Raw genomic sequence first — 14,036 nt, forward strand, 5'->3', positions numbered from 1 at the left:
GTGCCCCCGAAGAGTCGTCGGGCAGGCCATGGCCATGGTGCGAGATTCAGCGACTTCGCTGTACCGCGATTCGCTACTAGGTTGCTGCACCGCATCGAACTCCCACGTGGTCGCCCGTCGGGGTGACGGCGATCACGGATGCCTGCGGCGAGAGCTGCGGAGTCTTCGCGGAGCTCGGGAGGGTGAGTGGGTTCTCCGGAGCTCCACCTGGCGAGCGATCAGGAAAGTCAGCAAGTGGTCAGCATGAGTCCTGAAAAACCTGGGGAACACCGCCCGAACATGCGACTCGTTGTAGAGTGAGGAAACAGCCCTTGACCTGCAAATACGCAGGCAGGGAGCCTATGACTAGGAGCACCTCGATGCTACGTACAATATTCAAGTCCAAGATCCACCGCGCCACCGTCACCCAGGCAGACCTGCACTACGTCGGCTCCGTGACGATCGACGCGGCTCTGATGGAGGCCGCCGACCTGCTGCCCGGCGAGCTGGTCCATATCGTTGACATCGACAACGGCGCCCGCCTGGAGACGTACGTCATCGAGGGCGAGCGCGGCTCCGGTGTCATCGGGATCAACGGCGCGGCCGCACACCTCGTGCACCCCGGTGACCTGGTCATCCTGATCAGTTACGCGCAGGTCGACGACGCGGAGGCCCGTGCCCTCGTGCCGCGGGTCGTGCACGTGGACGCGGACAACCGGATCGTGGCGCTCGGCTCCGACGCCTCGGAGCCGGTTCCCGGGAGCCGTACCGAGCGGAGCCCGCAGGCCGTCGTCGCGGGCGGCTGAGAGCGGCGGCCGCGTCCAGGACCAGGAGAGGGCGGAAGCCGATGGCGGAGAACGCCGCGGTGGAGATCAGGGACGACCGGGAACACGGCAACCTCGTGGCGTACGAGGGCGGTGAGTCGGCCGGCACCATCGCGTACTTCGTCATGGACCCGGCTCCCGGCGCGCTCGTGGCCGTCCACACCGTCGTCCGGCCCGAGCACGAGGGCAAGGGCATCGCGGGCGCGCTCGTACGGGAGTTCTACGCGATGGCCGCCCGTGAGGGCGTCCCCGTCGTTCCGCTGTGCCCGTACGCGGCGAAGTGGGCGAAGCGCCACCCCGACGAGGCGCCCGAGGCGTCGGCCGAGCTCGTCCGGGGGGCGCGGCGGCAGCTCAGGAGCCACCCCGAGCTGTTCTGACCGGCCCGGGCGGGGCCGCCGCGGCGGCGCGTCGCGGGCCCGGGCGGATCACGCGCTCAGCTCCGTGGCCGACCCGCCCCGGCGCCCCAGGTCCTCGCGGATGTACCACTCGGTGCCCAGCACCTCGCGCTGAACGGCCGGAGCCAGGGCGGCGATCCGGCCGGGTGCCGCTCCTCGTTCCACCTCGCTGCGGTGCGCGAGGATCGCGGCCAGCTTCTGCGGAAGCCAGGGACTGACGTCGACGGTCGTGGTGATCCAGGCGTCCTCCGAGCAGTACAGCGCCTCGGCCCGGGCGCCCGACCGGGCCAGCCGTCCGCCCACCGCCTCGGCCGCCGAGCGGGGGTGAGTGGCGAGGTACAAGGCGCTCGGCTGCCAAGGGGCGCCGGCGCGTGGACAGAACCCGGGGAGTCCGGCGGCCCGCACCGCCAGCGCGGTGATCCGGTGGGCGTGGACGTGGTCCGGATGGCCGGTCATGCCCCCGTAGGCGTCCGTCGTGATCACGATCTCCGGGCGTACGTCTCGGATGTGGCCGACCAGGGTCGCAACGGCTTCGTCCAGCGGTGCGTCCAGGAACCGGGGCCTGCCCGGGGCCGACTCCGGTACGCGGGCGTCGGCGTAGCCGAGCAGCCGCGGGGCGCCCGCGCCCAGGGCTTCGAGTGCCCGGGTGAGCTCGGCGGCCCGGCGCGTGCCCTCCGCCCAGGTCGCCGTGACCACCGCCGTACGGGCCCCGGCCGCCGCGTGCTGGGCGAGGACGCCTCCGCAGAACAGGGCCTCGTCGTCCGGATGGGCGTGGACGGCGAGAAGACTCGGCAGGGGCATGGGGGGCACCTTTCGCGTCGGTGGCGACGAGCGCGGATCCGGAGTGGCTGGGGGCGTGGTGCCCGGAGTCCTGCCCACTCCGGGCGGGCCTGCACCCACGTCCGGGCGCTCCTCGGGCACCGGGTGTATGTGTGGACTCGGCAGGCGCGGGCAGCCGCACCGGGAGACGGTGGAGGAAAGCTCCATCTGTCCTTTTCGTGCCGTTGTGGAGGATCGCGATGACCCACCCGTACCCCGACCCCGTACCGCCCTCGCCGACCCCTCCGCCGGTGCCGGGCCCGCCCACGCCGGTGCCCGGCCCGCCGCCCGTCCCGCCGGGGCCCGGACCGATGCCGCCCGGACCCGCCCCGGACCCCATCCCGCAGCCGCCCGGTCCCAGCCCGGACCCCGTACCGGATCCGGAACCGGAGCCGCAGCCGGCCGGGACGTGACCGGGGGAGCTCCCGGACGACGATGGGCGTCGTCCGGGAGCTCCTCGGCGGCGGGCGTCGTCCGGGAGCTCGTGGGCCCTGCCCGTGTGCCGCCCGCTGAGCCGTCCCGCGCGCACCCCGTCAGCCGTACCGCTCGCTGACCCTCCCGCCCGCTCCCTCGCCCGTAACGGCCGCTCAGTCATCCCGCTCGATCAGGGCGTTCACGTGCGCGAGTCCGCTCTCCGCCGCGATGGAGTCCAAGGACTGCGGCTCCCGCACCGTGGCGAACGTCACCGGCCCCGCGAGCCCCGGCCCTTCGTCCTCCGGCCCCGCCGCCACGCGGAATCCGTACACCGCCGGGCGGGGCAGACTGTTGTACGCCCACGGGGTGGAGAAGTAGTACGCCCCCGTGTCGTACAGCACCACCACATCGTCCTCGGCAAGCTCCGGCAGTTCCCTGCCGTACGCCACCACGTCCCCCGCGAAGCAGCAGGGGCCCGCGATGTCCTGCGCCAGCACCGGGCCGCCCTTGGGGGCGCCGTCCGGGCCGAACGCGCCGATCCGCAGCGGCCAGGCGTCGGGCATCAGGACGGTACGGGTGGCGGTCTGGGCTCCCGCGTGGGTGAGCGCGATGCGGCGGCCCCCGGCGTCCTTCGTGTACTCCACCCGGGCTCCGATGAACCCGTTCTTCGCCAGCAGCGACCGGCCGAACTCCGTGACCAGCGCATAGCGTCCGGACAAGAGGCCGGGGGCGGCGGCCGTCAGGGCCGCCACGTAGTCCGTGTAGGCGGGCCGAACCGTCTCGTCGGCGAAGTTGACCGGGAGCCCGCCGCCGATGTCCAGGCTCGTGATCTGCCGCACCCCCAGCGTGGCGTTGATCTCCTCGGCCAGTTCGTGAGTCCGGGCCACCCCGGCCGCGATCAGCTCCAACGGGCATCCCTGGGACCCCACATGGGCGTGCAGCCGGGTCAGCCACGGCCGTTCCCGGAAGGCCTCCACGATCGCCCCGCGGGCCCCCGGGTCGCGCAGGGCCACCCCGAACTTCGACGTGTCCGTCGCCGTGCTCATCGGCCCGATCGACCCGCCGCCCACCTGGGGATTGACGCGCAGCCCGAGCACCGAGGAGGTGCTCGGGTTCCGGAGGGCGTCGATGCGGCGCAGCTCGTCGAGGCTGTCGGCGTTGACCGCCACGCCGAGGGCGAGCGCCAGCCGGATCTCGTCGCGGGTCTTGGCGGGGGAGTCCAGGACGATACGGGACGCGGGGAACCCGGCCTCCAGCGCGAGACGCAGTTCACCGGGGCTCGCCACCTCGCACCCCATGCCGCAGTCGGCCAGCAGCCTCAGCACCGGGATGAGGGAGCACGCCTTGGCCGCGAAGGTGTGCAGCACCCCGGGCGTGGCCGCGAAGGCGTCGCGCAGTGCGCCGACCGAGGCGCGTACCCCCTCCGTGTCGATGAACCCGGCGACCGGGCCGCCCTCGCCCAGCAGCCCCTGCCCGACCGCCGCCCGCACGACGGCGTCGTAGCGGGCGGCGGCTCCGGCGGAGGCGTCGGAGGGGACCTCGGTCGTGACGTCGTGGCGGGCGGCGGGCGCCGCAGAGGCCCCGCCCTCGTGGTGTGCGGAAGTCGTCTGCGTCATACGGCCAGAGTCCCTGATGACTGCCCCCGGGTCTTCGACTTGGCTTGACGGGAGGCGGTCAGGCGATCAGGCCGACCACGGCCTCCGGCGTCAGCATCCGGAAGGTGAAGGCCTGATGGAAGTAGAGGTGGATGGTGGTGGCGTCGTGGTCCGCGTAGCCGATCGACAGATCCTGGCCGAGGCAGAGTTCGAAGTCCCCGCCCCGTGTCGACAGCAGCACCCCGCCCTTGACCGCGGGCGCCCACAGGATCTCGTCGTCCACCAGCCGGCTCAGATGCGTCTTGACCGGATACCCGTGGTCCGAGGTCTCGGCAGCCTCGGTGAACGCGTCAGCGCCGAGCAGCAGCCGGTACGGTCCGTCGACACCGGCCAGCCGCAGCCGCGTCACGGCCTGGCTGACCGCCACCGGATAGTCCCGCGCGTCGGCGGGCAGCGGCAGCGGGTCGTGCGAGGAGCCGTCCCGCAGACCGGTGATCCCGGCCGCCCCGTACCCGTCGATGATCGCCATGTCCTCGGCGAACGCACAGGTGCGGGCCGCGTCCTTGACCGGCTGCCAGTCGCTGTCGGCGGAGCCCCGCTCCACGTCGTCCACGGCCTGGCGGCTCACCGTGAACGGCACCCGCCACTCGATGACCGGCATCGACGTGCGGGCCCGCGCCACCACGTCCGGGGTGGGCGGATCGATGTCGCGCAGATGGCCGTCGCCCACGGCGGCCAGCGTCGGACCGTCCGGATCGGACACGTCGACGACGCGGCGGCCGGCCACATGGCGGCGGAAGGTGCGCCGGGCCTCCTGCTCGATCCCGTCCCAGGCGGACGGGGTGACCGGTGCGAGTTCGCGGTGCAGGTTGTTCATCACCGGGCGCTTTCTTGCAGGCTGCCGATGCGCAGCGAACCGTGGCCGGAACCGGCCGGGACCGGCTCCTGCCGGACGGGGCCGGGCGCCAGCTCCTGCCGGACCGGTGCGGCTGCCGGTTCCGGCAGGTCCCCGGAGCGGGACAGGGCGGGCAGGGGCGGCGGGTCGTCCAGGAAGTCGGCGCGGGGGGCGAAGAAGAGGGAGCCGGTGACCGCGGTGGAGAAGTCGAGGATGCGGTCGTGCGTCCCGGGCGGATCGCCGAGGAACATGTTCCGGAGCATGCGCTCGGTCACGTCGGGATCGGCGGCGTACCCGATGAAGTACGTACCGAACTCGCCCTTCCCGAAGCTGCCGAACGGCATGTTCGCCCGCAGGATGTCGCGCTCGGTGCCGTCTGGATCGGTGATGGTGTTGAGCGCGAGGTGGGAGTCGGCGGGCTTGTCCTCGTCCGGGAACTCCACGTCGTCCAGCTTGGTGCGGCCGATGACGCGTTCCTGCTCCTCGACGGTGAGCGCGTTCCAGGACGTCAGGTCGTGCAGGTACTTCTGGACGACGACGTAGCTGCCGCCCTCGAAGTCCGGGTCGTCGTCCGCACCGACCAGCGCCGCCGCACGGGCGTCGTCCCCGACCGGGTTCTCCGTACCGTCCACGAAGCCGAGCAGGTCCCGGTGGTCGAGGTAGCGGAAGCCGTGCGTCTCGTCCACGATCCGCAGGGCTCCGCCGAGCTTGTCGAGCAACTGGGCCGCCCACGCGTGGCAGACGTCCATCCGCTCGGCCCGGATGTGCAGCAGTACGTCGCCCGGGGTCGCCGGCGCGTGGTGCAACCGCCCGCGCAGCTCCGGGAACGGGTGCAGGTGAGCGGGGCGGGGCCCGGCGAACAGCCGGTCCCAGGCGCCGGAGCCGAACCCCGCCACACAGGCGAGACCGGAGTCCGGGAACCGGAAGCCGAGCGACCGGGCCACGGCCGCGAGATCCGGAAGCACGTCCCGTACAGCGCTCTCGCCACCCGGCTCGACCGTGCCGACCAGGATCAGCGCCGCGTTGGTCAACGGCGCCACGACGGGCTGTACGGAGACGGGCTCGGGGACGGCATCGGGCATGCGCGCACTCCAGTACGAAGGTGAACAGGGCTCGCAGCCACTAAGCCACGCCCCGCGGTCCCCCGCACCCCGGGGTGGACCGGCCGGGTCAGCCCGCCTCGGCCTCGGACCGGTCGCCGCCCCAGAGCGTGTGGAACGAACCCTCCCGGTCCGTACGCCGGTAGGTGTGCGCCCCGAAGAAGTCCCGCTGCCCCTGGGTGAGCGCCGCGGGCAGCCGGTCCGCGCGCAGCCCGTCGTAGTACGCGAGCGCGGCGGCGAAACCCGGCGTCGGCACGCCCTGGCGTACGGCCTCGGCCACCACCGCCCGCCAGTCCTCCTGCGCGGCGCCGGTCTCCTGCTCGAACTCCTTGTCGGAGAGCAGGCTGACCAGGTCGGGCCGGTGGTCGTAGGCGGCGCGGATACGGTCGAGGAACGCCGCCCGGATGATGCAGCCCGCCCGCCAGACCGCCGCCACGGAGCCGAGGTCGATGTCCCAGCCGTAGGCTTCGCTGCCCGCTCTGATCTGGTGGAAGCCCTGCGTGTACGAGACGATCTTGGAGGCGTACAGGGCCTGCTCCACCCGGTCCGCGAACGCCGCCGCCCCCGCCTCGTCGAGCGGCTCGGGCGTGGGCCCCGGCAGGCCGCGCGCCGCCTCCCGCAGATCGGCGTGGCCGGAGAGCGACCGGGCGAAGACCGCCTCGGCGATCCCCGACACCGGGACCCCGAGATCGAGCGCGATCTGTACGGTCCAGCGCCCGGTGCCCTTCTGCTCCGCCCGGTCCTGCACGATGTCGACGAACGGCTTCCCGGTCGCAGCGTCCGTGTGGGCGAGGACCTCCGCCGTGATCTCGATCAGGTAGGAATCGAGCCGGCCGGTGTTCCACGTACGGAAGACGTCGGCGATCTGCGCGGGGGAGTACCCGGCGACGGCGCGCAGCAGGTCGTACGCCTCGGCGATGAGCTGCATGTCCGCGTACTCGATGCCGTTGTGGACCATCTTCACGAAGTGACCCGCGCCGTCCGGACCGATGTGCGCGGTGCACGGCGTGCCGTCCTTCGCCTGCGCGGCGATCCTCTCCAGCATCGGGCCCAGCGAGGCGTAGGACTCCGCCGAACCGCCCGGCATGATGCTGGGCCCGTTCAGCGCGCCCTCCTCGCCGCCGGAGATGCCCACCCCGACGAAGTGGATCCCGCGTTCGCGCAGCTCCTTCTCACGGCGGCGGGTGTCCTCGAAGTGGGCGTTCCCCCCGTCGATGACGACGTCGCCCTCCTCCAGCAGCGGCGCGAACTCCTGGATCACCGCGTCGGTGGGATCCCCCGCCTTCACCATGATCACCAGGCGCCGGGGACGCTCCAGCGCGGCGACGAACTCCTCGGGCGTGTGCGCGGCGACGAACGTGCCCTCGTCGCCGAACTCCTCGACCAGGGCATCGGTCCGGGACGTGGTGCGGTTGTGCAGGGCGACGGTGAAGCCGTTGCGGGCGAAGTTCCGGGCGAGGTTGCGGCCCATGACCGCGAGTCCGGTGACGCCGATCTGAGCAGTGCCGCTCATCTGTGTGCTCCTGGGGTGCGGTACGTACCGCTCTTCGGGTGCTGTGCTTCGGTCAGGGGGGTACGGGTGCGGGGACAGCCGCGTTCAGGGGTGGGCGCTCGCCGACGGCCCGCTCAGGGTGAGGCGGTCGTGCCACCGGTGGCACGACCGGTACCGGGACTGCCCGCGACCGGCGAGGGCTCCAGGAGGTCGTCGTCGTCCCCCGGCTCGGGGATCACGTGCATCGCGGCCTCCTCGGCCGACGCCGCGGCCCCGTCGATGCCCACGTCGCTGGCGGTGAGGGTGGCCGGGACGGTCCCTTCCGCCTGCTGGGTCAACCGCCCGGCGCGGGCGACGCCCACCTGGTTGTCCCAGGGCTCGCCGTCGCCGCCCACGAGATCGCCCACACCGTCGCCGAGGGAGCCGTCCGGCTCGGGAACCTCCCTCGTCAGCCGCGTTTCGAGGGACTCGCCGGTGTGCCGCTCGTCGGCCGTGGTGCCGAGTCCCTCGACCACCCACGGGCGGTCCGGGGGTGCGTAGCCCTCGTCCAGCGGATCGCCGGTGCCGGACGGGTCCATGAGCGTGTCCTCCGCGCCGAGCTGCTCGGCGGGGTCGGAAGCCTCGGGTTCCTGGGGCTGGTAGACGTCGTCCCCCCAGTCGGTGTCGCTCATGGCGCGTCCTTTCCTCCGGGAGTACCGAATACCGTTGTCCCCTGTACGCAATTCCACTCCGGTCCCGCTCCGGCCGCAAAGGGAAGATCGGATCCGGGTCCCCCGCGCGGGAGGCGAGAAACGGTCCGTACGCAGGTCGCGCCGCGTTCCCCGGCGCACGGAGACCCTGGGGGCACCGGGCTGTTCGAACCGTCGAACGGCCCGGCATAGGGTGGCCCTCCATGGGGTACGGACAGTAGTCGCCCAGGGGCGGTCACCAGCAGCAGGGACCATGGCAGCCGTACGCGGGGCAGCCGCCCGCTCCCGGGGGCGGCGTGCCCTGGAACGGGCCCGCCCCCCGCCCCCCGCCGCCCTCCGGTGGGGGCCGGCGCCGTAGCTCGGTCGTCGCGGTCGTCGTGGCCACCGCCGTCGTGCCGGCCGCCGGGATCACCGGATTCCTGGTGCTCGGCGGTGACGCGGACGAGGGGGAGCCGGACCCGGGACCCACCGGAGCGGAAGCCGTCTCGCCGCCCGCGTCCCCGGGGGAACCCCGGGGCGGAGCCGAGGACGGCACCGCGCCCCTCGTGCCCGGCTGGAAGACGGTGACCAACCCCCAGCGCGGCATCGCCTTCGACGTGCCGGCGGACTGGGCGGTGAAGTCGTCCGGATGGGTGACGTACGTCGCCGAGAACGGCGACCCCGAGGAGACCCCGCTCGTCGGGTTCGCCGCCCCGGCGGTCCTCAAGGAGAAGTGGTGCCGGTCCGACGACGACGGCAACGGCACCCAGGAGGACACCCCGCTGGCCTCCGTGGGCTCCCGGGCCGAGCCGGACGCCCGCGATGTCACGGAAGCGGCCCGGGAGAACGCCCGCCTGTGGGTCTACGGCAGTTACGCCCAGCCGTCGAAGGAGAAGGTCACCACCGGGGGCCGCGAAGCCGTTCACCACGAAGTCCGGCCTCGGCGGGCGCGTGGCGACGGCCACCTCGACCGGTGCCGAAGGGACGGGCCGCTGCGCCCACGACGGAAAGGCGACCGCGTTCGCCTTCGAGACCCGGCGGGGGAGACCCTTTCCTGGACGTTCGTCGGTGTCCGCGGCGTCGACGACGAGGTGCCCGAGCCGACCGTGCGGAAGATCCTCGGTACGGTCCGGCTCGTCGACAGCGCACCCTGACCTCCCGTGCCGCCCGGACGGGCCCCGGCCGACGCGGACCGGGGCCCGTCCGCTCCCCGTACACTCGGCTCATGGGACGCAGCGCCGAGCCGAGTGAGTGCCCGCACCGGGCCTCCTCCGCGCTGCCCCCGGCCGCCGCCCGCGCGGCCGTGCCCCCGGCGCCCGCCGACGCGGCGCCCGGTACGGGCCGTACCGCACTCCACGGCCACGGCTAGCGATCTTCGCGAGCGTTCCCGGCAGCGGCACCCGGCGTTCCACGCGCCGGCGTGACCGCCCGCCCCGCCGCCCCCCACACCGGCACCACCTCCCCGCCGCGCCGAGCGCCGGAGCCCCGTCACCTACGGCTTCCGCCGGAAGCGTGCGTTCCACGTTCGGCTCCACACCGCCACGCGGCCCACGGCGCACCCGCCCGTGCCGCTTCCCGGCGACGGCCCAGCACCCGGCCGCCGCCGCACTCGAAGGGATCATCGTGAAGCTGAGCGACCTCATGGCCGGCCAGGACCACCATGCGCTGCGGGGCACCCCCGACCGCACGGACGTCACCGCCGGCGTGACGTTCGACGCGGACCGGGTCGCCCCCGGTTCCGTCTTCGCCGCGGTGCCCGGCCATGCCGCCGGCGGCCCGCACGCCGTCGCCCCGGCCGTCGCACGCGGCGCGGTAGCCGTGCTCGTCGACGAACAGGCGCCACCCCTGCCCGCGGCACTGGGCGACGTGTGTGCCGTACGCGTCCCCGACGTCCGCAAGGCCGCCGCGGTGGTGGCCTCGCGCTACTTCGGCGAACCGGGCCGGGCGATGGACCTGATCGCCATCACCGGGACCAACGGCAAGACATCCGTCTCGTACATGACGGAGTCGGTGCTGCGGCTCGCCGAGCAGGCCCGGGTCGGAGTGATCGGCACCGCGGGCAGCCGGATCGGGGACGAGCTCATCCCGATGCCGCCCTCGGTGCTCAGCACTCCGGAATCGCCCGATCTCCAGTACCTGCTGGGGCACATGCGCGACCGGGCGTGCGGAAGCGTCGTCCTGGAGGCCACCTCGATGGGGCTGCTGACGCACCGCCTGGACCGGACGTTCATCGATGTCGGCGTCTTCACCAACCTGACCCAGGACCACCTCGACGACCACGGCACCATGGAGAACTACCGGGACGCCAAACTCCGCCTCTTCCAGGGCCTGTGCCGACGTGCCGTGGTCAACGCCGACGACCCGGTGGGTGCCGGGATCCGGAAGCTGATGCCCGGCGCGGTGACCACGTACGCGCTGGACGGCGACGCCGACTACCGCGCGAGCGATCTCACTGTGGACGCCTCGGGCTCCCGGTTCACCCTGCACCACGACGGTCGCAAGTATCCGGCGGCGATCCCGTCGCCGGGCCGGTTCTCGGTCTCCAACGCGCTGGCCACGGTCGCCGCGTGCCACCTCCTGGGACACGGTCTGGCCGGGCTGGTCGACGCGCTGGAACGGATGCCGCAGATCCCCGGCCGCTTCGAGCGCCTCCAGGTCCCCGGGGGTACCTCGGTGATCGTGGACTACGCCCACTCGCCGGACTCCCTCAGCAAGGTCCTCACCGCCATCCGGGGCTTCGCCCGGGGCCGGGTCATCACCGTGTTCGGCTGTGGCGGCGACCGCGACACCACCAAGCGCGCCGAAATGGGCGCGATCGCGGGCACCCACTCCGACCTGTGCGTTCTCACCTCCGACAACCCCCGGTACGAGGACCCCGAGGCCATCCTCGACCAGATCGCGGAGGGCATCGCGTCGACCGGGACGCCGTTCGAGCGGCTGACCGACCGCCGCCCGGCCATCGCCGCCGCGCTGGCGGAGGCGGGGCCGGACGACATCGTGCTCATCGCGGGCAAGGGCAGCGAACCTCACCAGAGCATCCGGGGCGAACTGCTCCCCTTCAGCGACATGGCGACCGTGCGTGAGCTGATCGGCACGTAGGCCCGCAGAAGTGGGGGCCCTGGGCGTGCGGGCCAAGATCAATGCGCTGGCGGAGGCGGCGGGTGAGCTGGGATGCTGCCCCGGCCGGCCGAACGCCGGACGGAGCAGGAGCGGGGGAGCGGGCGCCGTGGACGTATTCACGACGAAGACCGGGCGGGTACGGGGGCGGCGCTCCGCCCGGGACAGCGCGGTCGTCTCCGTACGCGGACTCCCTTACGCCGCACCGCCCTTCGGCCCCCGCCGGTTCCGGGAGCCGCAGCCGCCGGAACCCTGGGACGGCGTGCGCGACTGCGCCGCCTTCGGTCCGGTGGCCCCGCAGTCGGCCGAACTGCCGGGCGCGCCCGGCTGGTCACCCGGTGACGAGGACATCCTGACGCTGAACATCTGGACGCCCGCCGACGGCCCGGGCGACCTGCCCGTGCTGGTCTGGATCCACGGCGGTGCGTACGTCTTCGGGTCCTCGGCCCAGCCCGACTTCGACGGCACCGCACTGGCGGGCGAAGGGCTCGTCGTCGTCACCCTCAACAGCCGTCTCGGCTTCGAGGGGTTCGGCCATGTGCCCGTCGCCGACGGCGACATGCCCGGCCTGGCCCCCGAGCCCGCCGGCGGCACGCCCGCCCCCGTCCTCGACGCCGAAAGAGGCTCCGCGGCCTTCCCCGACAACCGGGGTCTCCTCGATCAGATCGCCGCCCTGGAATGGGTCCGCGACAACATCGCCGCGTTCGGCGGCTCGCCCGACCGGGTCACCCTCGCCGGGCAGTCGTCGGGCGCGACCTCCGTGGCCTGCCTGACGGTGGCCGACCGGGCGCGCGGCCTCTTCCGCCGCGCCGTCCTGCACAGCGCCGTCAACGCCTTCGCCTCGGTGGAGCAGGCGACCCGCACCACGGCCGAGGTCGCCGCGGAGGCCGGGGTGCCCGCCACCCGGGCCGGGCTGGCGGCCGCCCCGCCCGAGGTCCTCGTGGCCGCCACGGACCGGGTGTGCGCGCGCTACGCACAGGACCCCGCGTCGGGGCAGCGCCACTACGTCCCGGCGATCTACGGTCCGGTCGCCGACGGTGTCCTCCTGACCGCCGACCCGCTGGAGGCGCTGCCGGCAGGAGCGGGCGGCGCGGTGGAGCTGCTGGTCTGCCACACCACGGAGGAGTACTGGCTCCTGGACGCGGTCGGCAGCAGCGCGAAGATCACGACAGAGGAACAACTGGCCGTCTTCGCCGCTGACTTCGGGCTCCCGGCCTCGCTCGTCGAGGGCCACCGCGAACGCCTGCCGGGCGCGCGGGTGCTCGACGTCTACCTGACCCTCTGCTCCGGCCTCCTCTTCGCCGAGTACAGCTCCCGCCTCGCCGAGGCCCACGCCCGGGCGGGCGGCCGGGCCTTCCTCGCCCGCTTCGACCGCCGCCGGGACAGTGGCGGGCGGCGGGTCCGCGCCTGGCACTGCGCGGACATCCCGTTCGCCTTCGGCAACCTCCACGAGGAGAGCCTCCACTTCCTCGTAGGCGGCCCGCCCGGCGAGGCCGACGAGGAGCTCTCCCGGCGCATGACCGGTGCCTGGACAGGGTTCGCCGCCCAGGGCGACCCGGGCTGGGGCCCCCTTGACGGACCGGCCGGCGGCGGGGCGACGGTACGGGTCTGGCGCACGGCGGCGGAAGAGGAAGGGGGCGCGGAGGAGGAAGGGGGCGCGGCCCGGCGGGCGGTGGCCGGACCGGCCGGGAACGCCCCGCCCGGGAAACAGGGCGGCTTCCGTGACCTCTGGCGTACCGCTGGACTGCCGCTGCTGGCTCCCTGAGCCGGCCGACCGGGCGGAGCCACGCCCTGCACCCGGACCGAGCGTGGTCGTGCCCGGGTGCGGCCCGTCCGTGCGGGCCGTGCCGTGGTCTACGCGTGCCCGTCGGCGCGTGCCAGCCAGCGGCCGGCGTGCCGGGTCACCTCGATCGGACGGCCGAAGCAGGCCGTCATGCGCTCGGCCGTGAGAACGTCCTCGATCGCCCCGCGTGCCAGAACGCGCCCCTCGCGCAGCAGCAGGGCGTGACCGATGGCCAAAGAGAGCTCCTCCAGATGGTGGGTTACGGTCACCGTCGACAACTCGGGCCGGGACGAGGCGAGATGACGCATGGTGTCGAGGAGGTCCTCGCGCGAGGGCAGGTCGAGTGCGTTGAACGGCTCGTCGAGCAGCAGCAGCGCCGGGTCCGCCATGAGGGCGCGGGCGATGAGGATCCGGGCGCGCTGGCCACCCGAGCAGACGCCGTACTCACGGTCGGCGAGGTCCTTGATCTGGAGTTCGGCGAGCAGCGCGTGGGCCCGGTCGCGCACCTCGCCGTCGTACTTCTTCCACAGCGGCTGGACCGTGCCGGAGTGGCCGGTGAGCACGACGCCGTGGCCCGTCAGGTCGCCCGGGACGCGCTGGGAGGTGGAGACGTGGCCGATCAGGGCGCGCAGATCCCGCACGTCGACCCGGCCGAGCCGGTGGCCGAGGACCTCGACCGTGCCGGTCGTCGGGAATGCGGTGGCGCCGACGAGACGCAGGACACTGGTCTTTCCCGCCCCGTTGGGGCCGAGCAGCGCCCAGTGCTCGCCGGCCCGGACGGTCCAGTCGACGGCGTCGAGGATGACCTGGCCGCCGGTGTGGCGGCGCATGCTCACGCCGTCGAGGGCGGCGACCACGCGCCCGTGACCGGTGCCGGTGTTCCCGTCCATGGCGGTCCGCCCCCTCGCGTCGGTGTTCACCGCACGAAGGGTAGCTGTAGACGGCATTTACGCGC

General features: G+C 73.5%; 13 protein-coding genes. 6 read left to right on the forward strand and 7 right to left on the reverse strand.

Annotation, left to right across the window (positions count from 1 at the left end; translation table 11 throughout):
• Positions 1-359 precede the first annotated feature (359 nt).
• Complete coding sequence (gene panD, locus RNL97_RS30180) at positions 360-785, forward strand: aspartate 1-decarboxylase (protein ID WP_313751427.1); 426 nt, start codon at positions 360-362, stop codon at positions 783-785.
• A 41-nt stretch (positions 786-826) separates the two neighbouring features.
• Positions 827-1,180, forward strand: coding sequence for a GNAT family N-acetyltransferase (locus tag RNL97_RS30185; protein WP_030584707.1), 354 nt, complete (start codon positions 827-829; stop codon positions 1,178-1,180).
• 48 nt (positions 1,181-1,228) lie between these two features.
• Here the strand turns inward: RNL97_RS30185 and RNL97_RS30190 are convergent, their stop codons facing one another.
• From RNL97_RS30190 to RNL97_RS30215, 6 genes are all read right to left on the reverse strand, one after another.
• The gene (locus RNL97_RS30190; RefSeq protein WP_243315947.1) at positions 1,229-1,999 is read right to left on the reverse strand and encodes a PIG-L family deacetylase; all 771 of its coding nucleotides are present in this window, start codon (positions 1,997-1,999) and stop codon (positions 1,229-1,231) included.
• A 605-nt stretch (positions 2,000-2,604) separates the two neighbouring features.
• Positions 2,605-4,047 carry a type III PLP-dependent enzyme domain-containing protein gene (locus tag RNL97_RS30195; protein ID WP_030584702.1) on the reverse strand — a complete coding sequence of 481 codons (1,443 nt, stop codon included), beginning with the start codon at positions 4,045-4,047 and terminating at the stop codon, positions 2,605-2,607.
• A 58-nt stretch (positions 4,048-4,105) separates the two neighbouring features.
• Positions 4,106-4,903, reverse strand: coding sequence for a family 1 encapsulin nanocompartment shell protein (locus RNL97_RS30200; RefSeq protein ID WP_243315949.1), 798 nt, complete (start codon positions 4,901-4,903; stop codon positions 4,106-4,108).
• Positions 4,903-6,003 carry a Dyp-type peroxidase gene (locus tag RNL97_RS30205; RefSeq protein ID WP_313751428.1) on the reverse strand — a complete coding sequence of 367 codons (1,101 nt, stop codon included), beginning with the start codon at positions 6,001-6,003 and terminating at the stop codon, positions 4,903-4,905. Before RNL97_RS30205 ends, RNL97_RS30200 begins: the two co-directional genes overlap by 1 nt.
• An 88-nt stretch (positions 6,004-6,091) precedes the next feature.
• Complete coding sequence (gndA, locus tag RNL97_RS30210; protein WP_243315952.1) at positions 6,092-7,534, reverse strand: NADP-dependent phosphogluconate dehydrogenase; 1,443 nt, start codon at positions 7,532-7,534, stop codon at positions 6,092-6,094.
• Between the two features lie 113 nt (positions 7,535-7,647).
• The gene (locus RNL97_RS30215; protein WP_030584695.1) at positions 7,648-8,184 is read right to left on the reverse strand and encodes a DUF5709 domain-containing protein; all 537 of its coding nucleotides are present in this window, start codon (positions 8,182-8,184) and stop codon (positions 7,648-7,650) included.
• A 395-nt stretch (positions 8,185-8,579) separates the two neighbouring features.
• Here RNL97_RS30215 and RNL97_RS30220 point away from each other — a divergent pair, with 395 nt between their 5' ends.
• The 4 genes from RNL97_RS30220 (at position 8,580) to RNL97_RS30235 (ending at position 13,063) form a co-directional block, all read left to right on the forward strand.
• Positions 8,580-9,335, forward strand: a complete 756-nt coding sequence (locus RNL97_RS30220) for a hypothetical protein (RefSeq protein ID WP_313751429.1) — start codon at positions 8,580-8,582, stop codon at positions 9,333-9,335.
• 71 nt (positions 9,336-9,406) lie between these two features.
• A complete protein-coding gene (locus RNL97_RS30225) occupies positions 9,407-9,550 on the forward strand; it encodes a hypothetical protein (protein WP_158709132.1) in 144 nt (47 codons plus the stop codon).
• Between the two features lie 254 nt (positions 9,551-9,804).
• Entirely contained in the window at positions 9,805-11,280 is a 1,476-nt protein-coding gene (locus RNL97_RS30230) for a UDP-N-acetylmuramoyl-L-alanyl-D-glutamate--2,6-diaminopimelate ligase (protein WP_313751430.1), read from the forward strand.
• A 127-nt stretch (positions 11,281-11,407) separates the two neighbouring features.
• Positions 11,408-13,063: a carboxylesterase/lipase family protein gene (locus RNL97_RS30235; RefSeq protein ID WP_313751431.1), complete on the forward strand. Its 1,656-nt coding sequence runs from the start codon at positions 11,408-11,410 to the stop codon at positions 13,061-13,063.
• A gap of 89 nt (positions 13,064-13,152) precedes the next feature.
• Here the strand turns inward: RNL97_RS30235 and RNL97_RS30240 are convergent, their stop codons facing one another.
• Positions 13,153-13,971 carry an ABC transporter ATP-binding protein gene (locus RNL97_RS30240; RefSeq protein WP_313751682.1) on the reverse strand — a complete coding sequence of 273 codons (819 nt, stop codon included), beginning with the start codon at positions 13,969-13,971 and terminating at the stop codon, positions 13,153-13,155.
• Between the last annotated feature and the right edge of the window lie 65 nt (positions 13,972-14,036).

Origin of the sequence: Streptomyces parvus (assembly GCF_032121415.1) — a bacterium.
Classification (GTDB): domain Bacteria; phylum Actinomycetota; class Actinomycetes; order Streptomycetales; family Streptomycetaceae; genus Streptomyces; species Streptomyces globisporus_A.

Excerpts from the sequence above, each read along its gene's own strand:
- panD (WP_313751427.1), top strand. The coding sequence starts at position 360 with ATGCTACGTACAATATTCAAGTCCAAGATCCACCGCGCCACCGTCACC.
- RNL97_RS30185 (WP_030584707.1), top strand. The coding sequence starts at position 827 with ATGGCGGAGAACGCCGCGGTGGAGATCAGGGACGACCGGGAACACGGC.
- RNL97_RS30190 (WP_243315947.1), bottom strand. The coding sequence starts at position 1,999 with ATGCCCCTGCCGAGTCTTCTCGCCGTCCACGCCCATCCGGACGACGAG.
- RNL97_RS30195 (WP_030584702.1), bottom strand. The coding sequence starts at position 4,047 with ATGACGCAGACGACTTCCGCACACCACGAGGGCGGGGCCTCTGCGGCG.
- RNL97_RS30200 (WP_243315949.1), bottom strand. The coding sequence starts at position 4,903 with ATGAACAACCTGCACCGCGAACTCGCACCGGTCACCCCGTCCGCCTGG.
- RNL97_RS30205 (WP_313751428.1), bottom strand. The coding sequence starts at position 6,003 with ATGCCCGATGCCGTCCCCGAGCCCGTCTCCGTACAGCCCGTCGTGGCG.
- gndA (WP_243315952.1), bottom strand. The coding sequence starts at position 7,534 with ATGAGCGGCACTGCTCAGATCGGCGTCACCGGACTCGCGGTCATGGGC.
- RNL97_RS30215 (WP_030584695.1), bottom strand. The coding sequence starts at position 8,184 with ATGAGCGACACCGACTGGGGGGACGACGTCTACCAGCCCCAGGAACCC.
- RNL97_RS30225 (WP_158709132.1), top strand. The coding sequence starts at position 9,407 with ATGGGACGCAGCGCCGAGCCGAGTGAGTGCCCGCACCGGGCCTCCTCC.
- RNL97_RS30240 (WP_313751682.1), bottom strand. The coding sequence starts at position 13,971 with ATGGACGGGAACACCGGCACCGGTCACGGGCGCGTGGTCGCCGCCCTC.